This is a genomic window from Endozoicomonas sp. NE40 (assembly GCF_040549045.1).
Taxonomy (GTDB): Bacteria; Pseudomonadota; Gammaproteobacteria; order Pseudomonadales; family Endozoicomonadaceae; genus Endozoicomonas_A; species Endozoicomonas_A lisbonensis.
Map to the genome: position 1 here is coordinate 2,785,713 of NZ_JBEWTB010000002.1, position 21,097 is coordinate 2,806,809.

The following is a 21,097-nucleotide window of genomic DNA, read 5'->3' on the forward strand; positions in this document are numbered from 1 at the left end:
GTGGACACTTTTATCTCGGGATCGAGTGTGTCCGGATTGAGGTATAATAGTTGAAAAATGTAAGTTAGCGGTTACATATTGTAAACGGCGATGCTAGCGTACCATCATTTTTTATTTTTTGTCAGTGCAATCGAATAATTCACAAAGGGCATTGAAAAATGAGATGGGAAGGGCGAAGTAAGAGAGGTATAAGAGCTGGGCTGACGCCCGGAGAACCCGGGCGTCAGCAGGGCTAAGTGCTATAAGAAAGCTATATAGCCCGTTGGACAGAGAGCTTATTTGGAAGCTTCTTCCAGCATAGCAACAGCAGGCAGTTTCTTGCCTTCTACGAACTCCAGGAACGCACCACCACCAGTAGAGATGTAGGATACCTTGTCCTTGATGCCGTACTTGTCGATTGCAGCCAGAGTGTCACCACCGCCAGCGATGGAGAACGCTTCAGATTCAGCGATCGCCAGAGACATGGAACGTGTGCCTTCGCCGAACTGGTCGAATTCGAATACGCCTACCGGGCCGTTCCACAGAATAGTTTTGGAAGACTTCAGTACTTCGTTGAACAGCTTCTGGGTTTCCGGACCAACGTCGAAGATCATGTCGTCGTCTTCTACTTCGGAAACCAGTTTAACCACCGCAGGCTCGTTCTCGTCGAACTTCTTGCCGCAGATCACGTCAACAGGCATTGGCACGTCAACCTTTTCCATCAGCGCCCTGGCGTTAGGGATCAGGTCTGCTTCGTACAGGGACTTACCAACGTTGTGACCAGCAGCGGCCAGGAAGGTGTTGGCGATACCGCCACCAACGATCAGCTGGTCGCAGATGTCAGACAGGGACTCCAGAACGGTCAGCTTGGTAGACACCTTGGAGCCACCTACGATGGCGCACATTGGACGCTCAGGCTTACCCAGAGCTTTGCCCAGCGCGTCCAGTTCACCCGCCAGCAGAGGACCTGCACACGCAACGTCAGCGAATTTGCCAACACCGTGAGTGGAAGCCTGGGCGCGGTGTGCAGTACCGAATGCGTCCATTACGTAAACGTCACACAGAGCGGCCATTTTTTTGGACAGTGCTTCGTCGTCTTTCTTTTCGCCTTTGTTGAAGCGAACGTTTTCCAGAATAACCAGCTCGCCTTCAGCCACTTCAAAGCCGCCTTCAACCCAGTCTTTGATCAGACGAACTTCTTTACCCAGCAGGTTGCCGATGTAGTCCGCTACTGGCTTCAGAGAGAACTGCTCATCGTATTCGCCTTCAGTTGGACGACCCAGGTGGGAAGTCGCCATCACTTTAGCGCCAGCTTCCAGAGCCATTTTGATGGTTGGCAGGGAAGCCAGGATGCGGGCATCGCTGGTGACCTTGCCGTCTTTTACTGGAACGTTCAGGTCTTCACGGATCAGGACGCGTTTACCGGCCAGATCCAGGTCAGTCATTTTCAATACGTTCATGAGGTCTCTCTCTCAATGACGAGTCAGACAAAGTGGCAGGTTTGTGGCTCAACAGGATAACTCCCGTACAATCACCACAACCCTTAAAAATGCGGGGACGATACCATAATCTGCTGAGGGTAGGTACGTAGGTGACTGCCAATACGGTTAGAAAATTGATATGGATCATGGTGGTTATCAAGGGTTAACGACAGGCAACGAAGTTACTCGCAGAGCATCCCCGGATAACACCTTCAGTTCATCTCAACCCCTGATAAAATCAGAGCTTTGAGTGATCCAGCCAGTGACAGGCAACATCCAGCATACGGTTTGAGAACCCCCACTCATTGTCGAACCAGCATAGCAGTTTCAGCAGTTTCCCGGAGGTCACTTTGGTCTGGGTGCCGTCGATCACACAGGAGCGGGCATCGTGATTGAAATCTACAGAAGCATGCGGCTCATGGGAAATGCCCATTATGCCTTCCAGTCGTCCCCAGGTGGCTCTTTCCAGAATAAGGTTGACTTCTTCTTCCGTGGTTTCACGCTGGACGTGAACGGTTAAATCCATGCAGGAAACGTTGATGGTAGGAACCCGCACAGAGTTTGCCTTGAAGCGTCCTTTCAGCTCCGGCAGCAAACGGTCAATACCTTTTGCCAGCCCGGTATCGACCGGAATGATGGAATGCAGGGCGCTGCGGGTCAGGCGCAGGTCGCTCTTGTGATAGGCGTCAATAACTGGCTGGTCATTCATGGCTGAATGAATGGTGGTAATAGTTCCGTAATCAATTCCCAGCGCGTCGTTCAGGGTTTTCAGTACCGGCACAATACAATTGGTGGTACAGGATGCGTTTGAGACCACCCGGTCTGAGGGGCTGATGGATTCTTCGTTGATGCCATAAACAATAGTGGCATCAACATCGGTTTGGGCTGGTTGGGAAAACAGCAGCTTTGGGGAGCCGCTTTCCAGATGCAGCTCGGCGGTATGCCGATCCTTGAATGAACCGGAACATTCCAGCAACAGGTCTATGCCATGGGCTTTCCAGTTGATGCCCTGTGGGTTGGAAGCATTAAGAATGTTGATCCGGTCTCCGTCAACAAACAGATCACTGCCGGAATGTTCCACCCTTGCCGGAAAGCGGCCATGTGTCGTGTCATAACGGGTGAGATACGCCAGGGTTTCAATATCAGATAACTCGTTAACAGCTACCACCTGAAGCTTGTGTCGGTAGCCATTTTCATAGAGAGCCCTGAGAACACACTGGCCTATGCGACCATAACCATTAATAGCAACCTTGTAAGCCATGGCACTTCACCCCCTTGTCCCTGCGACTTTCCCCTGCGAAGGCGGCAATTATAAGCGGGTTTTGCTGAACCTGTCATCGGGCCGGTTTTCTAGCACTATCGGTTTTCTAGCACTATCGGTTTTCTGGCACTATTCATTTTCAGGCGCTATGGCTGACTGCCGGAATCTGAGCCGGGTGACGAAATCAGTACATACACGGTCCAGTCATCCGAAAACAGCCCTTTGGTGTTAACCAGTTGAGTTGAGCCACGAACCTGTCCGTTCAACAGGTATTCTGTTTTTTCACCTTTGTTGTCTGGAAGCTGTTCATGTCGTGTCGCAACGCTGGCAGCTTTGACGCATTGCTGGATGGTGCTGTTGGTTTCATCGTAAATGGCCTGTGCAGACTGAGCGTCGGGCAGGACTTTGCTGCAGACAAAACTATAGCGGTTTGCCCATTGCCAGATTTCACAGCTGGTTTTCAGTGGCTGGTAAGTCGATTTCCAAAGGGTGATTTTGTTCTGGAAGTTTGGCTGTGAACGAATGGCCCGGAAGCCGTTGCTGCTGTTGTCGAACACATAATTAATCTGCCCACAGACATCCTGCTGATCGGGTTGTTGTGCAGTCAGCTGTCTTTCTTTTTCAAGATGAGAGGCGCAGCCTGTCAGCAGTGCAACCGACACGGTAAGGAAGGCAAAGGGTTTAGGGGGTAATCGAACAGACATTGACAACTCCTGAGACCTGATTTTTATAGTGCTCTCTATCAGCTATGCAAACTATCAAGCTATGCAAACGATGCAAGAGTGCAGGAGGAATACCGAACGTACAGTGTCTGGTATTCTAACACAGGCTTGTTTTTTTGCCCGAACGCCCTCTGATCAAAAGCGATAATTCAGCTGTGCCGCCGCAATGTGCGAACTGGTTTTGTATTCACCTGTAATTTTGCCATAGTTTTCGTCAACAGCGTGTGGTGCAGTGCCTTTATATTTAGATTCGGAAATTTTGCCTTTATCCAGCACCACATAGGCGTAAGACACGTCAATGCTCAGACTTTCTGTCGCCTGCCAGTTTACTCCGCAGGTAAACCAGTTCCGGTCAGCATCCGGAGAGCGGACTGTACGGTTTTTGTCGTCAACCGGAGAGTTGTCTCTCATGTAGCCAAAGCGCAGTAGCCATTGTGGCGACACCTGCCAGGATGCTCCAATTGAGTAAGCCCACACGTCTTTCCAGTTCATGGGAATATAGGACGATGGGTTGGTTGTTATTTCAGGAGGCAGGCTGGGAAAGCCTCCTGACAGACTGACCTTCATCTTGTTTTTAGCTTTGACGTAAAACTCCTCAAAATGACTCCAGCGGGTCCAGGTGGCATCGGCCATCAGGGTCCAGCGAGGATCAACTTTGTGGGTAATGCTCAGTGCGGCCCGTTCGGGCATGGTGATATCGAGTTTGGCACCGACCTTGTCATTGACCGTTGCATTAATCAGTGGATTTTCGGGAATCGCCAGCCTGCCATGGGCCTTGATATCGCCATCCAGGGTAAAATCCAGCTTTGAATGGTAAACAGCGCCAACCTTCGTTTGCTCATTCACCTGCCATATCGCACCGATATTCCAGCCAAAGGTATTATCATCGCCCTCTATCGTCGCATCTATGGGCAGAACGTCCGGTACACCAGAGCTTTGTGTCAGTTTGCCATTGACGTGTGAACCAATCAGGCCAATACCGATAGCAAAGTCTTCACGTAATTTAAACGACAAAGTACCTTGTAAATTAATCACTTTAACACTGGTTTTGTCGGCGAAGTATTTACCAGGCCAGTCATTATCGTAGTCCAGTTCAATACCATAGGGACCATAAGCACTCAAACCAAAAGTCAATTGATCGTTGAAAGGCATTGAGAAATGGCCGAAGGGAACCGGCGTCGTTTTTTGATAGTCTGTGGATTTGCCGACAAGAGTTTCCCCGCTGACAATACCCCCAAATCGCGGGGGACGGGTATACTGCCCTTTAAACTCACCCCCTTTAAAGATCACTGCTGAACCGGCAGAGAGTATCGTATGGGTAACAAAGCTGAGTCCGGCAGGGTTGTTTGCCGCTATGGAAGCGTCGACAGGGTTTGAGGCACGACCGGCAAAGGCTGTTCCCATATAGCTGGCAGAGTTTTCATTGATACCGTAGCCTGCTGCCAGACAGTGCGCAGAGTATGCAATAACACAGGATAGTGAGGCTGATCGGTATAAACTGGCGGAGAGGTGATGCATGGTAAACCTCGACATAGAGGACTGACAAAGGAAGCCTGGTCAGGTGAGCGATAGCCGAAATATAAAAAGCATCAGAGTTTTATAGTTTGTCTGGTGGAAAACGCAGAAGAAAATGTTTTGAATGGTTGTTTGAAAAGACGGCCCTGAATGTCTGCAAAGCCGTCTTTTTATGGATTATTTGGAGACTTGCGGCAACTGAAAACGTGGCAGGGAAATATTGTTATACAGCGCGAACAGTCGCATAAACAGAACTAAACTCGCAGAAATAACGGTTGTTGCTGCGTAACCCAGAACTGGATTCAGAAAAACAAATACAGCTCCGCCAGCAATGGCTGCTGAGGCATACACCTCTTTGCGCAGCACGTTAGGCATTTCATCAGCCAGCACATCCCGGATAGCACCACCGCCACAGCCGGTCAGGACGCCCATCATTACCGCAACAACAGGCTCTGCACCATAAGCCAGAGCTTTGCCCACACCAATCACAACGAAGACAGCCAGCCCTAGTGCATCGGCAACCTGAAGTGGCCACTGAGCCTTTTCATGCCAGTTACGCAGTGCAATGGCGAGCAGGGTAGAAGCAAAAATAACCGTTATGTACAGGGTGTCCTGAAACCAGAAGACAGGTGTCGAACCTAACAGCAAATCACGAATGGTTCCGCCGCCCACTGCGGTCACGAAAGCCAATACCATGGCACCAAATATATCCATGTCTTTACGACAGGCGACCCAGGCCCCGCTGATGGCAAAAACAGCGGTACCAAATAAATCCAGGCTATATAACAGCATGTTCAGACTGACTGCGCAGGTTAGAAAACAGACGCGATTATATAGCCGGTAGTTGATGGTCAAATATAGCCGGAAACCGTTGTGTGGTGCGGGGCGCACCTACCTGAAATGATCAGGCAGATATTTTTTCTTTGCTGGTCAGAGTTTCTTTTTGCGGTTCCAACTCTGTTGCAGGAGCGCCGCCATTCGATACCAGCAACAGGCTCATAACAGACAACGTACCACAAGCTGCCATGACCATAGCCATTGGCATGGCCGTACCGTCATGTAGCAGACCAACAATAGCGGTTGTTGCGGCACCAATGCTAAAGCGCAGTGCGCCTGCCATAGCATTGGCGGTACCTGCTGACCTTGGGAAGTGGGCCAGGGCCAAAGCGTTGGAGTTTGGTCCTGTTAAACCAATACAGCCGACATAAACGACAACCGGCAAGACAATACCGGCCAGCCCGGCGCTTCCTGTTTTGGCAGTCAGAAGCAGGGCAAAGGCAGCCACTGCAGCGCTCATGCTGCCGGTTCGGAGGATGTTAAACAGGGGCATACGACCAATCAGGCGGATATTGATCATATTCATAATGCCCATAGCAACCATGTTCAGGCCAAACACCAGCCCATAACTTTCCGGACTAACACCATAAAGTTCGATATAAACAAAAGGCGATCCGGCAATAAAGGCAAACATGCCACCAAAGAAAAAGCCATGGCACAGAATACAGCCCATGGCATTACGGTTTTTAAGGATGCTGATATAGGTTGCAGCCAGTTTTTTTGCCGGAACAATTAAACGGCGATCTTCTGGTAATGTTTCAGGCACTCGCCACAGGGCCAGACACATGGCCAGAAAAGCCAGTGCTGCCAGGAAGATAAACAGGCTTTCCCAACCGAAGAATCTTAAGATCTGCCCACCCAGCAATGGTGCCATAAGCGGAGCAACCGTCATTACCAGCAGGATAGACGACAATGCCTTTGCGCTTTCCTGTCGGGGAAACAGATCCCGAACCATGGCGGGAATGGTCACCATAACAGCAGCCCCCGCCATCGCCTGCAATACCCGCACGACAATCAGCTGGTTGGCATCGGTACACATGGCGGCCAGTATGTTGGTAACGATATAACCAACCAGCCCCGGCAGCATCACTTTCTGGCGGCCAAAGCGGTCCGATAAAGGCCCGTAGAGTAACTGCCCCAATGCAAAGCCGATAGTGTAGGCGCTGAGGGTAAACTGGATTTTACTGAGGGGTTCTCCCATATCGTCGGCAATGGCTGGCAGAGCCGGAAGATAGAGATCAATGGCCATAGGGCCAAGCATGGTGAGAGCACCAAGGGTCAGAATGAAGAGCATCCTTTCATTCTTGTTGTGTATATCGATGGTCATATAACTGCCTGAGATAATCGTTATTTTGACAACTTTGTCGTTATAAGCTCCTTCTGTTTAGGTTAGTTATTTGAATAAACGTCTTATGTCGTAAAACAAGGGTCGTAAAACAGAGGAGGCAGACAATTATAAAATTAATCAGAATATAAATATATCAGCTTAGATAGAAATGATTATTATTTGAAAATTTAGCCTCGTCGTTCCCGCGCAGGCGGGAACCCACCACGAACAGTGGATCCCTGCCTGCGCGGGGATGACGATGGGGATTACATTGCCGCTGCGAAGATAGCAGTGATCTCTTCTGCAGTAGCCTGTTTAGGGTTGGTCAGGCCACACGCGTCTTTCAGGGCGTTTTCTGTCAGGGTCGGGAAGTCTTCTTCCTTAACATTCAGAGCCTTCAGACCGGCCGGGATGTCGATGCGGGCAGACAGTGCCTTGATCGCTTCAACGGCTTTCTGAGCCGCTTCCTCAGCAGTCAGACCTTCGATGTTTTCACCCAGTGCTTTGGCGACATGAGCCAGACGCTCAGGAGCCACCTGCGCATTGAATGCCTGAACGTGTGGCAGCAGGACAGCATTGCAAACACCGTGTGGCAGATCGTAAAAACCACCCAGCTGGTGTGCCATCGCATGAACATAACCCAGGCTGGCGTTGTTGAATGCCATACCAGCCAGCAGCTGTGCATAGGCCATCTGCTCACGGGCTTCCATGTCGTCGCCGTTGTTTACGGCAGTTTCCAGGTGTTCGCTGATCAGCTCAATGGCTTTGATGGCGCAGCAGTCGGTCACTGGTGTCGCAGCAATGGATACATAAGCTTCTACGGCGTGGGTCAGGGCGTCCATACCGGTTGCGGCTGTCAGGGACTTAGGCATACCTGTCATCAGCGCAGGATCGTTAACGGACATCAGTGGGGTGGTGTTTTTGTCAACGATAGCCATTTTTACATGACGTTCTTCATCAGTGATGATGCAGAATCGGGTGATTTCACTGGCGGTACCGGCAGTGGTGTTAATCGCAACCAGCGGGAACTGTGGCTTTTCAGAAACGTCTACACCTTCGTAGTCACGAATATTGCCACCATTAGCTGCAACCAGTGCAACACCTTTGGCACAGTCGTGTGGAGAACCACCGCCCAGGGAGATAACGAAGTCACAGTCGTTTTCCTGCAGTAGTTTCAGGCCGGCTTCTACGTTGCCACAGGTCGGGTTTGGCTGGGTGCCATCAAATACTACGGAGGTGATGCCTTCTTCGGCAAGTTTTTCAACAACAGAGCCAACCAGGCCAATGTCGTTCAGTACCTTGTCAGTAACGATCAGGGCTTTTTTGAAACCCAGCTTGGTGATGTCGGAAATAGAGGCTTCCAGGCAACCATTACCCATCTGGTTAACCTGAGGCATGAAGAATTTCATTGCAGACATGGAAAAACTCCCAAAATAAGAAAACGGGTTCAGCTGAAATCGCAGTAACAGCACTGAAAAATGAATACCTTTTCATCATATTGAGAGGCAAGAGGGGTGATATTGATACAGGTCAATAACTATACAGACTATCAAAGGTACACATTGATTAGCGTCATATGTGTGTTTTTTAGAGGGTGCTTGTCGGGATTTAGCTATTGGTTAACATGTTTGTTAATTTTGTAACAGGTAGCCTGTGTTGAAGATAAAAAGCCATGAGCTCATAAAAAACCATGAGCGGATGAATAGCATGAGTGAATAAAAAAAGAGCTTCTAAACAGAAGCCCTTTTATGCGACGCAAGCTATACGACAAAATGCAGTGGAAATTAATCCAGCATGTCTTCAGCCGCTGCCACAATGTTTTCTACGGTGAACCCAAAGAATGGGAAGAGATCGCCTGCTGGTGCAGACTCACCGAAGGAGGTCATTCCAATGATACGACCGTCCAGACCTACGTACTTGTACCAGAAGTCAGCATGAGCGGCTTCAACAGCGATACGGGCCGGAACTTCCAGAGGCAGAACCTGCTGCTTGTATTCTGCGTCCTGAGCGTCAAACACTTCCGTAGAAGGCATGGATACAACGCGAACCTTACGACCCCGTTCGGTTAGTTTGGCTTCGGCGTTCATAGCCAGTTCGATTTCAGAACCGGTAGCGATCAGGATCAGGTCAGGTGTGCCTGCACAGTCCTTCAGAATGTAACCACCACGGGCAATATTGGCGATTTTCTCTTCATCACGAGCCATGCATGGCAGACCCTGACGGGAGAAGATCAGCGCGCTGGGGCCATCGTTACGCTCAATGGCGTATTTCCATGCCACCGCAGATTCAACGGTGTCACATGGACGCCAGGTGTTCATGTTTGGCGTGGAGCGCAGGTTCGCCAGCTGTTCAATAGGCTGGTGGGTCGGACCGTCTTCGCCCAGACCGATGGAGTCGTGGGTATAAACGAAGATGGAACGCTGCTTCATCAGGGCAGCCATACGAACCGCGTTACGGGCGTATTCCATGAAGACCAGGAAGGTTGCGCCGTAAGGTACGAAACCGCCGTGCAGGGCGATACCGTTCATCATGGCGCTCATGCCAAATTCACGCACGCCGTAGTACAGGTAGTTACCGGCAGCGTCGTCTTTTTCAACGCCCTTGCAACCACTCCACAGAGTCAGGTTGGAACCGGCCAGGTCAGCAGAGCCACCCAGCAGTTCAGGCAGAAGCGGGCCAAAAGCGTTCAGAGTGTTCTGGGACGCTTTACGGCTGGCAACTTTCTCGGCTTTTTCCTGGCACTCACGAATGTAAGCGTCGGCTTTTTCAGAGAAGTCAGCAGGCAGTTCGCCAGTCATACGACGCTTGAATTCAGCAGCCAGCTCCGGGTGAGCCGCAGCGTAAGCTTCGAATTTCTCGTTCCAGCCTGCTTCTTTGGCAGCACCGGCTTCCTTCGCACTCCAGCCTTCGTAAACGTTGGCAGGTACTTCGAATGCACCGTGGTTCCAGCCCAGACGTTCACGAGTCAGTTTGATCTCGTCATCACCCAGAGGCGCACCGTGGCACTCTTCCTTGCCTTCTTTGTTAGGAGAACCAAAACCGATAACGGTCTTGCAGCAGATCAGGGTTGGTCTGTCAGTTTCAGCACGACCGGCTTCAATCGCAGCCTTGATGGCTTCAGAGTCATGACCGTCAACACCTGGAACAACGTGCCAGTTGTAGGACTCAAAACGCTTAACGGTGTCATCGGTGAACCAGCCTTCTACTTCACCGTCGATGGAAATGCCGTTGTCGTCATAGAAGACAATCAGTTTACCCAGACCCAGAGTGCCGGCCAGGGAACAGGATTCGTGGGAAATACCTTCCATCATGCAGCCGTCGCCCATGAATACGTAGGTGTAGTGGTCTACGATGTCATGGCCTTCACGGTTGAACTGGCCTGCCAGTGCTTTTTCAGCAGCAGCAAAACCGACAGCGTTGGCAATACCCTGACCCAGAGGACCAGTGGTAGTTTCGATGCCAGGCGCATAACCGTATTCCGGGTGACCAGCGGTTTTAGAATGCAGCTGGCGGAAGTTTTTCAGGTCTTCGATGGATACATCGTAACCGGAAAGGTGCAGCAGGGAGTACAGGAGCATGGAACCGTGTCCGTTGGACAGGACAAAACGGTCACGGTCTGCCCACTCCGGATTAGCCGGATTGTGGTTCATATAGTCGCGCCACAGCACTTCGGCGATGTCGGCCATACCCATTGGGGCGCCTGGGTGTCCGGATTTGGCTTTTTGGACAGCATCCATGCTCAGAGCACGGATGGCATTGGCTAGCTCACGACGTGAGGACATAGAAATCAGGGCTCCTGATGATCAAGTCATTGCGATGTGTGAGCGTATTCTAATCGGTATCCGGGTAAAGCGGTATTGCAGAATGTACCAAAAATGGTCGATGAGTGATTTTTACTGTGAAATGCCTGTGAAGTACACGGGGGGATCGCCAGCCTTGTCGCTGCGGTTATTTATTTGGCGAGTAAAGTCAAACACATCCAAAGCGACCTGTTTCCATTCTGTATAAGGTATATGGCGACGCATTTGACGCAGTTCCAGAATAACCCCCGGATGCCGCCTGTTTTCGTCGCTTTTTTTGGGTAAACCAACCTGGTCGAAGGTATTGCCGAGCTTGCCTAATGCACTTAACCGGTGAATGCCATCTGCCATGTGCATAGCGGGTGTGTTTGTCCCCCGCTCAGAGAAACGATCAATGGCATTAATGCCCAGGGCCATGTCCCGCAGCCACATTCCGCGTGTGATAGGGATACGTACAGGGTGGTCCAGAGTGTGAACATCAGAAATTCTGGCCTGCACCAGAAATTCCCTGGCGGCCTGATCAGTATTTCCGGCATTGTCCAAGCCGGCAGTCACAAGGGCATAATGAACCCAGCGATCCGGGTTCGCATTGAAATAGCTTCGCTCGGAGTATGGCAGTTGCGCGAACATGCTGGCGAAGTCTGTTCGGGCCATGGCCCAGGTTAGACTCTTGGTATAGCTTCTGGTACCAGATTTTGCACCGCCCAGCAGGTACTGGGTTGTCATTGTCAATAACCCTTTCAGCTTATTGCTTGGCGGTTGCCCCGAATCTGTGGGCAATGGTCCGGCGGCAGCTTTTTCTGCAGCGCGCAGGTATTGATGTGAGTAATACGGTGATTGGCCTGCACCACTGTCGAACAACGAATTGGAGCAAGGCTGCAGCCCCAGACGACCCATTTCCATCACAAATTCCCGGATACGGCCGAGTCTTAAGCCGATGGTAACTTGTGGTTGCGCACTGGTCGGCCTGTTGCCATACGGCATAATCACGACATCCGGTGGAGCGTTCGCTGAAAATACCTGGGGGTGGGAGCTTTTCCTCATTGAACAGTTATAGCTATCCATCATGGCAATGTGGGCCGTTAAATTATCCATGACCTGTATGAGACGAGCGCGCCCACTGTCAGTCTCATCAAACGGAGGCTCAACAACGAATTCTACTTCATTGCTGTCGGTCTCCATGCTATAGCCGGGTATTCCGGTTCTTGATCCGAACAGGGGGGTGGTCTTTGGATATTCTTGCAGACTGGGAGGTGCTCGATGTTCTGTGTTTGCCTCCTGATAAACCTGCCAGTTGGTCTGGAATTCTATACCGATCGCCATACTTCCAGTCCTGCTTTATTCCTGCCATGCCGCAACAGTTAAGCACAGTCATTTTGGAACACAAGAAGGTACAAAATGTCTAATCCAAAGCGTCACCGGCAGTAAACATACCTTTCCTGTTGTCAGCGCGGTATTTCCTTTCCGGGCAAAAAACGACTACCTGAATCTCAGGTTATTTCTACTAAGTTCCTGAATGTTTTTGCAGCCCATCAGTTTCATATCCCTGACCAGTTCTGCGTGCAGGCATGAAAGCGCCTTCTCTACACCGGCCTGCCCGGCTGCTGCCAGCGCATAAAGGTATAGTCGCCCTCCGGAACAGGCTTTAGCTCCAAGGGACAGGGCCTTTAATACATGCGTACCTCTTCGAATGCCACCGTCACAGATGACGTCGATTTTATCACCTGTGGCATCAACGATTTCAGCCAGCTGATCAAAAGGCGAGCGTGATCCGTCCAGCTGACGGCCACCATGGTTGGAAACCATGATACCTGCTGCACCGATATCAACGGCTTTGCGAGCATCCTCCACCGACATAATGCCTTTGATGATAAACGGTTTTCCCCAGTATTTTGCCAGTGCTTCGGCATCCTGCCAGTTCATGGACTGATCCAGCATGGTATTAAAATAATTGGCCACTGATAGCGGAATGCTGGAGCCTTCTTTCACATAAGCCTGTAATTGGGGGAGTTCGAACTTCTGCCGGAAGCAGTAGTTGAAAGCCCAGGCGGGATGCAGGGCAAAGCTGATCAGGCTTTGCAGGGTCGGTTTAGGAGGTACGGTAAAACCGGTCACAAGATCTCTTTCGCGGTTGCCACCAACCGTGGTATCAACCGTCAGTGCCATGACATCGAAGTGAGCGGCTTTGCATCGATCGATCATGTCTCTGGTCAACCCTTTGTCTTTATGGACGTAAAGTTGAAACAGTTTTGGCGTTTTAATCAGCGTGCTGATTTCCTCAATGCTGACGGTACCAAGAGATGATAACCCAAACATGGTTCCAAACTGTTCGGCTGCCCTGCCTACAGCCAGCTCACCCTCGTAATGAAACAGCCGTTGCAGGGCTGTGGGAGAGAGAAACAGCGGCATATCCAGCTGTTGCCCGACAACAGTTGTTGATAGATCCACGTTATCGGCTCCCCTGAGCACATTGGGTACAAGATCGCAGCGATCGAAAGCCCGGGTGTTTTGTCGGCAGGTCTTTTCATCATCAGCAGCGCCATCAATGTAATGAAAGATGGGAGAAGGCAGACGTCGTTTAGCCAGTTGGCGAAAGTCATAAACTGAATGGCAGTGTTTCAGCCGCATGGGTTAGCCAGCCTGAAGGTGCAAAGCAAACGTTATAGAAGGTAGTAGTTATAGAAGGTTTTCAGGAAGCAGGGGGGCTATTTATTGAAGAAGAGTTACTGAAGAAGAGTTGTTGCGGGAAAGCGGTCAGCCTGGGAGCGTTTTTCAAGGTGGTGATAAAACAAAGGCAGCTTAAGAAAGCTGCCTTTGTGAGACTGAATCGAAGTTACAGAACAACGATGTCTTCAGCCTGAGGGCCTTTCTGGCCTTGAGTTACGGTGAACTCAACGCGCTGACCTTCTTTCAGGGTTCTGAAACCTTCGCCCTTGATCTGACGGAAGTGAGCGAAAACGTCTGGTCCGCCATTTTCCTGAGCGATGAAACCAAAACCTTTCTCTTCGTTAAACCACTTAACAGTACCTGTGGAAGTAGACATATTTATATCCTGACAGTTGATAAATTTGTTTTGCCTCACTATTCACTAGAAAAGAGTAAGGCGGTTGAGCTAGAAGTTTTGTTATTGTTTATGAAAAGCAGGATGCGCTACGACACACAGTACATCTGAATTAAACATAAAGAACTAAACACACTTTTAACCCATTCATTGTATAGCACTGTATCGAATGCACAATGAGTATTTCTTTCAATGTTCCTCTGGAATTATCCTATAAGGCACGATTTCAGAGGAAAAATGAGGAGTATACCAGTTAAAATTCTCAGCTTCATCGTGTGTATTGCCGAAAAGAGCCTCTACAGACAGGCAGGCTCTTTCGTCTCAGCAACCATAACGACGATACTGTTTCGATAAAGCATCCACTGATACCAGCCAGACAATGGTAATGACCATAAATATACTGGCCAGCCAGTGCATCGAGGCGGTCAGCGAACCCAGGGTAACGATCAGGAGCTGCTGCACAAGAGCGCTGGACGATTTTCCCGCGCGGCTGACAATCAGTTCGATGGATGCCTTGCCTTTCAGCTTTTGTTCATTATTCAGGGGGATAAAAGCCATCTCCTTGGTGGCATCAAACAGAGTGTATTTTGCCGATTTACTGGTGACATTGCACAGTGCTCCAATGCTGATACCTGCCAGCAGCATTGGGGCTGAAAGTGCTTCAGGCAGCCAGTTGCTGTTCGATAACGCAACAACAAGGAAGAAAGGAATGCCGGTGCATGCCATCAGCAGCGGAGTTCCCAGGGCGGCAACTCGCCAGCCATAGCGGATCAGCCGCGCCGTTATTACTGACATCAGTAAGCAACCCAGACCGGTATAAAACGTTAACTGTCCCATCAGCATGGAGTACTCGGATTCGGTAGGGTACACACGCACGAGCTGGCTCTTCCATGCGACTTCCGCCATGTTAATGGCGATACAGTAGCCCAGCATGATCAGGGCGATATTTCTCAGGTAAGGACACTTTGCCAAATAAAGAAAGCTGTTTTTTAAAGGCAGCCGGGTAGCGGTATTGCCATGTTTTTTTTGTGAGGTAGCGGTAGAAGGGGAAGGGGCCAGCTTCATGCTGTGATAGTAAAGCCAGATAATCGTCAGCCCGCAGACCACAAAAATAATTGAAAGATAGGTCAGGCTTATTTGCCAGCCATCGTCATTGTGTCCGGTCAGCTGGTGAACCAGTAACAGGATCATTGGACCGGAGAGCAATGAGGCGCTGTTTCCAACCAGTGTCAGCAGTGGGTACTCCCTTGATGCTGATTTCACCGTACTTGTGTCGTTGACCGTAGACCAGAACAGTGTGCAGAGAACTCCGGTACTCCAGAGTTCGGCACAGGCAAACAGAATGGTTAAAGGCCAGTTTTCCAGTAGCCCGCTGATCAGGATCAGGTTGCCTGGCAGGTAGCTGGACATCATCTGACATAAAGAGCTGGGGGCGAGTTCAGTCAGATTAGGGTAGAGATACAGCGAAAAAACAGGCATCCACACCAGAAATGGCACAATGGTAAAAACAAACAGATACTGTTTGGAAAGCCGGTTCGCCAGAAAACTGTAACAGAAGACAAAGAGAAAGGCTGATGGCGTAACAACCCACAACTTGATAAATGGAATAACTTCTGCGCCCAGACGGGTGACCAGCAGAGATTCTTTCAGATTACGGAGTATGTCGAAGTTTATGATGCATAAAAACATCATAAAAGCGTGATTAAGGAAAAGAGGGTGTTGTTGCAGGCATCCCGGAAGCATGGATGAACCTCTCGCGTTGAGTGGCATACGTTTTGACACGATCAGAGCTATATCAAAAAATTTTGATATACATCATAGTGCTTGCTAAAATTCGCTATGAAGTAATGGATGCGAAACTAAAAGGCCGCAGTAACCGCAGGTCTTTCTTCGGGCTTTTTTCATGGTATGAGGAGCATAGCTTGTCAGATACTGGAATGGTCGATCAGCTTGCCATTTTCGGCAAAGCCGTTGGTGACGCTCTCAGACTGCAGGTGCTCAGGGTGCTCAGCACCGACTCTTTCGGGGTGCTGGAGCTAAGCCATGTCTTTGGCATGCGTCAACCAGCCATGAGTCACCATCTCAAAGTACTTTCCCAGGCCGGACTGGTTTCGACACGCAAGGAAGGTAATACCGTTTTTTACCGCAGGTCTCTGCCTCCATCTGTCGAAGCTTTTGGTGACGCGGTTCGTTCCCTGTTCAGGGCGGTTGACGGGGTAGTCCTGCCTGCGGAGCTGGAACTCCGGCTTGAAGCCATCAGGGAGCAGCGTGCAGAACAGTCCATGGCGTTTTTTGCCCGGCATGTGGAGGAGTTTCGACAGCATCAGGAACTGATTGCTGACCACGAGCTTTATGCCCGGTGTGTTGCCGATGTACTGAAAAGCACAGAAATACCTGAGCGGGCTCTGGCTCTGGAACTGGGTCCGGGGGAAGGAGAATTTCTGCAAACCCTTAGCCAACGCTTTAATCAGGTCTATGCTGTTGATAATTCTGGAGAGATGCTCGCCAGCAGCCAGCGTTTCGCTGAAAAACACGCTCTGAAAAACATTGAGTTTATTCACGGGGAGCTGAAAACACTGCAACATCTTGAAGAGCAGTTCGACTGTATTGTCGCTAACATGGTGTTGCATCATATACCCAGCCCTTCAGGGATTTTCAAACAGGTGGCCTGCCTGCTAAAGCCCGGTGGCAGTTTTCTGATCAGTGACCTGAGTCAGCACGATCAGGACTGGGTACGGGAATCCTGCGGTGATATCTGGCTGGGTTTCAGTAGCGACGATCTTGATAACTGGGCTCAGGACGCAGGACTGAACTCCGGAGAATCTCAGTATCTGGGGTTACGTAACGGGTTTCAGATTCAGGTTCGCCGCTTTTATCGATAAACGACGATTATCTAATGAATCAGAGGCTGGCTGGGAATAGTTTTAATGATTTTATTCTCAGCCAGCTTCAACGTACTAATTTTCCGTGAGGCTGTTCTATCCCGGTAAAGGATAAACGGAATCATGGTTGTTTAATGAGGCACAAGAAGACAATGGCAGATTATTCTCTGTTTACCTCCGAGTCTGTATCAGAAGGTCATCCGGATAAAATTGCGGATCAGATTTCTGACGCGATTCTGGATGCAATCCTGAAAGACGACCCGGATGCCCGCGTTGCGGTTGAAACCATGGTTAAAACCGGCATGGTGATCGTGGCGGGTGAAGTTCGTACTGAGACTTACGTTGATATTGAAGACCTGGTGCGCAAGGTCGTGACGGGTATCGGCTACAATCATGGCGACCTGGGCTTTGACGGTGAATGCGTTGCTGTACTGAACGCCATTGGTAAACAGTCTCCGGACATTGCTGTTGGTGTTGACGAAACCGAAGAGCACGAAATGGGTGCTGGCGACCAGGGCCTGATGTTCGGTTATGCCACCAACGAAACACCGGTTCTGATGCCTGCACCAATCCACTACTCCCACATGCTGGTGAAGCGTCAGGCAGAGCTGCGCAAGAATGGCACCCTGCCATGGTTGCGTCCGGATGCCAAGAGCCAGGTTACCATGCGTTATGATGCACAGGGCAAGGTTCAGAGCGTTGATGCAGTGGTTCTTTCTACCCAGCACGATCCTGAAATCTCTCAGGAGCAGCTGCAGAAAGATATTCTGGAACACGTTATCAAGCCGGTGCTTCCGGAAGAGTGGCTGCATGAAGATACCCAGTACCACATCAACCCAACAGGCATCTTTGTTATCGGTGGCCCTGTTGGCGACTGTGGCCTGACCGGTCGCAAGATCATTGTTGATACCTACGGTGGCATGGCTCGTCATGGCGGTGGTGCGTTCTCCGGTAAGGATCCGTCCAAGGTTGACCGTTCCGCTGCGTACGCAGGTCGTTACGTAGCTAAAAACGTTGTAGCTGCCGGTCTGGCAGACAAGTGTGAGATTCAGGTGTCTTACGCGATTGGTGTGGCTGAGCCGACTTCTATCTCCATCAATACGTTCGACACCGGCAGGATTGCTGACGAGAAAATTGTTGAGCTGGTGCGTGAACACTTTGACCTGCGTCCTAAAGGTCTGATCAGCATGCTGGACCTGAAGCGTCCGATCTATCAGAAAACGGCTGCTTACGGTCACTTTGGTCGTGAAGACGAAGAGTTTACCTGGGAGCGTACCGACAAGGCTGACGCCCTGCGCGCTGCCGCAGGCCTGTAAACCAGACCTTTGTTCTGATCCCTCTTTGAAGGCTGCCATCTGGCAGCCTTTTTCTTAAGAGCATAAAAAAGCTCAGGCTGATGGTCAGAGTCACTAACTCAGTGGTTAGTGTATTCACCGCTCTCAGGCTTCATTATCTGGCAACACTAAAAAGCATTATTACCAGATAATGAAGACAAGGAGTCGAGCTATGAACAGAACAGGAATGGATTCAGTAAACACAGCCCAGGGTTATCCACAGGTAGCTGAAACGGAAGTAAAGGCTAAAACTGGGCAAAGCAGAAATGGTTATGAGGTGACGGAAACTGCTCCCACCCCGGTTCTGACTTCTCCTGAACTACAGGTACCTTCTTTCAATCCAGCCCCTATAAAAAAAGTAACCATAGGTCAGAGGCTGGCGTGTCCGTTTACTACTGCTGGTAACCTCTTCACCAGAACCCTTTTTAACACTGTTCACCGGGCAGTAGAACTGGCCAGCATTCCGGGACTTCTGGTTGGGGGCATTGCAGGAGCAGCTGTCAGTATTCCTGTCGCAGGAGTGGTTAAACTGGTTGAAATGCTGGCTCGAACCAACACCAACTATGGTCCAAAGGTGATTCTGGGCGGTGCTGTTATGGGAGCCGTTTTAGGTGCTTCGACGACGGGTCGCATTGGAGCCTTTGCTGGGGCTTTAGCTGGCGCAGGTCTGGGTATTGTGGGCGGCCTTATTGGGTTTGGCAAAGGTGTTCGTGATGCTGTTACAGGAGACGTTCAGCGCCTGAAGCGTGAAAAGTTAACGCTCAATGACTTCTTTGAACAACTCCGGGAAAATGAAAAAAAGACAGACAAAGAGTTTGAAGCACATCTGAATAGGTTTTTCGCATCAGGACATGATGATATGGCAAATCAGTCAGGCTCTCCGGCAGTTGCTCTGGAGTCCCCCTCCAGGGTTTTAACGAATGGTCAGGATCAATTTGATTTTTCTACTGCCAATCTTGGGCTCCTGCAGGAAAATGAGGCAAATAGCGCAGTGTAATGATTGGTTCGTGCATCCGTTCAGGCGGGTGCATCCTTATCACAATCGACCTGTACAGCTCCCGCTATGTTCTAAACTTTCGCAAACCGTTAAAATACGAGTGCCTGATGGCACACACCTGTCAAAAAAGAGAGGCACAGTTTATGGAACTGAATCACCCTGAACGCCTTGAACCTCATATCCTGCTTGGAATCGCTAACGAACGGTTGCGTCATGACTGCAAAAACCTCCAGCAACTGTCTGATGATCTGGATGTTCCGGTCAAACAGCTGGAACGGCTGATGAAACAGATTCATTACCACTACCAGATCAAAAATAACCAGTTTACCCACGATTGACGGCCTCCTGCATACAGTAAACCCTGAAACCTATATCAAATTTCATTGATATAGGTTTTTTGCACTGCTAGACTCCTCTGTATCCTTCGGAAAATACGCAGACAGGTTCTACCTATGAGCGCCATTCTTGAAACACAGGCAACGTTTACTGACTATCGTGTGGCTGATATCAGCCTGGCAGACTGGGGACGACGTGAAATTCAGATCGCTGAAGGTGAAATGCCTGCCCTTATGGCGATCCGCAATAAGTACCGTGATCAGCAACCACTGAAAGGCGCCCGCATCATGGGCTGTATTCACATGACTATTCAGACCGCCGTATTGATTGAAACACTGGCGGAACTGGGCGCTGAGGTTCGCTGGTCATCCTGTAATATTTTCTCGACACAGGATCATGCCGCTGCTGCTGTTGCTGCCGCTGGCATTCCTGTCTTTGCCTGGAAAGGCGAAACCGAAGAAGAGTTCTGGTGGTGTATTGAGCAAACCATTCTGAATCAGGATGGCACACCCTGGGATTCCAATATGATTCTGGACGACGGTGGCGACCTGACTCTGTTGTTGCACGACAAGTATCCTGAGTTACTGGATAACATTCACGGTATTTCTGAAGAAACCACCACCGGTGTTCACCGTCTGCTGGAAATGCTGGAGAAAGGCACCCTGAAGGTGCCAGCCATCAATGTAAACGATGCGGTTACCAAGAGTAAGAACGATAACAAATATGGCTGTCGCCACTCCCTTAACGATGCCATCAAGCGTGGTACTGACCATCTGCTGGCTGGTAAGAAAGCCCTGGTTATTGGTTACGGAGATGTTGGCAAAGGGTCTGCCGCTTCCCTGCGTCAGGAAGGCATGATTGTTAAAGTCACCGAGGTCGATCCAATCTGTGCCATGCAGGCCTGCATGGACGGCTTCGAGGTCGTATCGCCCTACATCAACGGTGAAAACGACGGCACTGAAAACAGTATTAACAAAGGGCTGCTGGCGACAACGGATCTGCTGGTCACGACCACCGGTAACGTACACGTGTGCGACCGCAATATGCTGAAAGCCCTGAAGAGCAGCTGTGTGGTTTGCAATATTGGTCACTTTGATACCGAAATAGATACTGCCTTTATGCGTGAACACTGGGAGTGGGAAGAGATTAAACCTCAGGTGCATAAAATATGGCGCAATAAAAACGACAATGATCATTTGATTCTGTTGTCAGAAGGCCGGCTGGTTAATCTGGGTAATGCTACAGGACACCCGTCGCGTATTATGGACGGCTCCTTTGCTAACCAGGTACTGGCTCAGATTCATCTCTATGAAGCGGGTTTTGCCAGTCTGCCGGCTGAAGACAAGGCAGCGAACCTTTACGTCAGTCTGCTGCCCAAGAAGCTGGATGAAGAAGTGGCCAGTTACATGGTCGAAGGTTTTGGCGGTGTCGTGACACGACTGACGCAGGAACAGGCGGATTACATAAACGTGCCGGTTGAAGGCCCGTTTAAAGGTGATGACTACAAATACTGAGTCGTCACACCTGCCACGGAAGGCGGGTTATGCGTGATGGCTGCTGACTGC

17 protein-coding genes are annotated in these 21,097 nt (G+C 50.2%); 5 read left to right on the forward strand and 12 right to left on the reverse strand.

Annotation, left to right across the window (positions count from 1 at the left end; all coding sequences use genetic code 11):
• Positions 1-275: 275 nt before the first annotated feature.
• The 12 genes from V5J35_RS13475 to V5J35_RS13530 all read right to left on the reverse strand — a co-directional run bounded on the left by V5J35_RS13475 (position 276) and on the right by V5J35_RS13530 (position 15,726).
• Positions 276-1,439, reverse strand: coding sequence for a phosphoglycerate kinase (locus V5J35_RS13475; RefSeq protein ID WP_354007634.1), 1,164 nt, complete (start codon positions 1,437-1,439; stop codon positions 276-278).
• Positions 1,440-1,698: 259 nt separating this feature from the next.
• Complete coding sequence (locus V5J35_RS13480; RefSeq protein ID WP_354007635.1) at positions 1,699-2,721, reverse strand: type I glyceraldehyde-3-phosphate dehydrogenase; 1,023 nt, start codon at positions 2,719-2,721, stop codon at positions 1,699-1,701.
• Between the two features lie 146 nt (positions 2,722-2,867).
• The gene (locus tag V5J35_RS13485) at positions 2,868-3,425 is read right to left on the reverse strand and encodes a hypothetical protein (protein ID WP_354007636.1); all 558 of its coding nucleotides are present in this window, start codon (positions 3,423-3,425) and stop codon (positions 2,868-2,870) included.
• A 153-nt stretch (positions 3,426-3,578) separates the two neighbouring features.
• Positions 3,579-4,961, reverse strand: coding sequence for an OmpP1/FadL family transporter (locus V5J35_RS13490; protein WP_354007637.1), 1,383 nt, complete (start codon positions 4,959-4,961; stop codon positions 3,579-3,581).
• 174 nt (positions 4,962-5,135) lie between these two features.
• The gene (locus V5J35_RS13495) at positions 5,136-5,750 is read right to left on the reverse strand and encodes a trimeric intracellular cation channel family protein (protein ID WP_354007638.1); all 615 of its coding nucleotides are present in this window, start codon (positions 5,748-5,750) and stop codon (positions 5,136-5,138) included.
• A 112-nt stretch (positions 5,751-5,862) separates the two neighbouring features.
• On the reverse strand, positions 5,863-7,122 hold the full coding sequence (locus V5J35_RS13500) for a Bcr/CflA family multidrug efflux MFS transporter (RefSeq protein ID WP_354007639.1): 1,260 nt from the start codon (positions 7,120-7,122) through the stop codon (positions 5,863-5,865).
• 266 nt (positions 7,123-7,388) lie between these two features.
• Positions 7,389-8,540 carry an L-threonine dehydrogenase gene (gene yiaY / locus V5J35_RS13505; protein WP_354007640.1) on the reverse strand — a complete coding sequence of 384 codons (1,152 nt, stop codon included), beginning with the start codon at positions 8,538-8,540 and terminating at the stop codon, positions 7,389-7,391.
• Positions 8,541-8,906: 366 nt separating this feature from the next.
• Positions 8,907-10,904 carry a transketolase gene (gene tkt, locus V5J35_RS13510; RefSeq protein ID WP_354007641.1) on the reverse strand — a complete coding sequence of 666 codons (1,998 nt, stop codon included), beginning with the start codon at positions 10,902-10,904 and terminating at the stop codon, positions 8,907-8,909.
• Positions 10,905-11,015: 111 nt separating this feature from the next.
• Positions 11,016-12,245 (reverse strand): hypothetical protein, encoded by a 1,230-nt coding sequence (locus V5J35_RS13515; RefSeq protein WP_354007642.1) that lies wholly within the window; start codon positions 12,243-12,245, stop codon positions 11,016-11,018.
• A 156-nt stretch (positions 12,246-12,401) separates the two neighbouring features.
• On the reverse strand, positions 12,402-13,550 hold the full coding sequence (locus tag V5J35_RS13520; protein ID WP_354007643.1) for an alpha-hydroxy acid oxidase: 1,149 nt from the start codon (positions 13,548-13,550) through the stop codon (positions 12,402-12,404).
• A 205-nt stretch (positions 13,551-13,755) separates the two neighbouring features.
• Complete coding sequence (gene cspE, locus V5J35_RS13525; RefSeq protein WP_262600802.1) at positions 13,756-13,965, reverse strand: transcription antiterminator/RNA stability regulator CspE; 210 nt, start codon at positions 13,963-13,965, stop codon at positions 13,756-13,758.
• A gap of 339 nt (positions 13,966-14,304) precedes the next feature.
• Positions 14,305-15,726, reverse strand: a complete 1,422-nt coding sequence (locus V5J35_RS13530; RefSeq protein WP_354007644.1) for an Npt1/Npt2 family nucleotide transporter — start codon at positions 15,724-15,726, stop codon at positions 14,305-14,307.
• A gap of 179 nt (positions 15,727-15,905) precedes the next feature.
• Here V5J35_RS13530 and V5J35_RS13535 point away from each other — a divergent pair, with 179 nt between their 5' ends.
• The 5 genes from V5J35_RS13535 to ahcY all read left to right on the forward strand — a co-directional run bounded on the left by V5J35_RS13535 (position 15,906) and on the right by ahcY (position 21,046).
• Positions 15,906-16,865: a metalloregulator ArsR/SmtB family transcription factor gene (locus tag V5J35_RS13535; RefSeq protein WP_354007645.1), complete on the forward strand. Its 960-nt coding sequence runs from the start codon at positions 15,906-15,908 to the stop codon at positions 16,863-16,865.
• 152 nt (positions 16,866-17,017) lie between these two features.
• Entirely contained in the window at positions 17,018-18,181 is a 1,164-nt protein-coding gene (gene metK / locus V5J35_RS13540) for a methionine adenosyltransferase (protein WP_354007646.1), read from the forward strand.
• A 190-nt stretch (positions 18,182-18,371) separates the two neighbouring features.
• Positions 18,372-19,196, forward strand: coding sequence for a hypothetical protein (locus tag V5J35_RS13545; protein ID WP_354007647.1), 825 nt, complete (start codon positions 18,372-18,374; stop codon positions 19,194-19,196).
• Between the two features lie 143 nt (positions 19,197-19,339).
• On the forward strand, positions 19,340-19,534 hold the full coding sequence (locus V5J35_RS13550; protein WP_354007648.1) for a DUF4250 domain-containing protein: 195 nt from the start codon (positions 19,340-19,342) through the stop codon (positions 19,532-19,534).
• A gap of 114 nt (positions 19,535-19,648) precedes the next feature.
• Positions 19,649-21,046, forward strand: a complete 1,398-nt coding sequence (gene ahcY, locus V5J35_RS13555) for an adenosylhomocysteinase (RefSeq protein WP_354007649.1) — start codon at positions 19,649-19,651, stop codon at positions 21,044-21,046.
• The last annotated feature ends 51 nt before the right edge of the window (positions 21,047-21,097 follow it).

What these genes read in the sequence shown, in the direction of transcription:
- V5J35_RS13530 (WP_354007644.1), bottom strand. Translation starts at nt 15,726, where the DNA reads ATGCTTCCGGGATGCCTGCAACAACACCCTCTTTTCCTTAATCACGCT.
- metK (WP_354007646.1), top strand. Translation starts at nt 17,018, where the DNA reads ATGGCAGATTATTCTCTGTTTACCTCCGAGTCTGTATCAGAAGGTCAT.
- V5J35_RS13500 (WP_354007639.1), bottom strand. Translation starts at nt 7,122, where the DNA reads ATGACCATCGATATACACAACAAGAATGAAAGGATGCTCTTCATTCTG.
- V5J35_RS13520 (WP_354007643.1), bottom strand. Translation starts at nt 13,550, where the DNA reads ATGCGGCTGAAACACTGCCATTCAGTTTATGACTTTCGCCAACTGGCT.
- V5J35_RS13485 (WP_354007636.1), bottom strand. Translation starts at nt 3,425, where the DNA reads ATGTCTGTTCGATTACCCCCTAAACCCTTTGCCTTCCTTACCGTGTCG.
- V5J35_RS13550 (WP_354007648.1), top strand. Translation starts at nt 19,340, where the DNA reads ATGGAACTGAATCACCCTGAACGCCTTGAACCTCATATCCTGCTTGGA.
- cspE (WP_262600802.1), bottom strand. Translation starts at nt 13,965, where the DNA reads ATGTCTACTTCCACAGGTACTGTTAAGTGGTTTAACGAAGAGAAAGGT.
- V5J35_RS13515 (WP_354007642.1), bottom strand. Translation starts at nt 12,245, where the DNA reads ATGGCGATCGGTATAGAATTCCAGACCAACTGGCAGGTTTATCAGGAG.
- yiaY (WP_354007640.1), bottom strand. Translation starts at nt 8,540, where the DNA reads ATGTCTGCAATGAAATTCTTCATGCCTCAGGTTAACCAGATGGGTAAT.
- V5J35_RS13475 (WP_354007634.1), bottom strand. Translation starts at nt 1,439, where the DNA reads ATGAACGTATTGAAAATGACTGACCTGGATCTGGCCGGTAAACGCGTC.
- ahcY (WP_354007649.1), top strand. Translation starts at nt 19,649, where the DNA reads ATGAGCGCCATTCTTGAAACACAGGCAACGTTTACTGACTATCGTGTG.
- V5J35_RS13545 (WP_354007647.1), top strand. Translation starts at nt 18,372, where the DNA reads ATGAACAGAACAGGAATGGATTCAGTAAACACAGCCCAGGGTTATCCA.
- V5J35_RS13480 (WP_354007635.1), bottom strand. Translation starts at nt 2,721, where the DNA reads ATGGCTTACAAGGTTGCTATTAATGGTTATGGTCGCATAGGCCAGTGT.
- tkt (WP_354007641.1), bottom strand. Translation starts at nt 10,904, where the DNA reads ATGTCCTCACGTCGTGAGCTAGCCAATGCCATCCGTGCTCTGAGCATG.
- V5J35_RS13495 (WP_354007638.1), bottom strand. Translation starts at nt 5,750, where the DNA reads ATGCTGTTATATAGCCTGGATTTATTTGGTACCGCTGTTTTTGCCATC.
- V5J35_RS13490 (WP_354007637.1), bottom strand. Translation starts at nt 4,961, where the DNA reads ATGCATCACCTCTCCGCCAGTTTATACCGATCAGCCTCACTATCCTGT.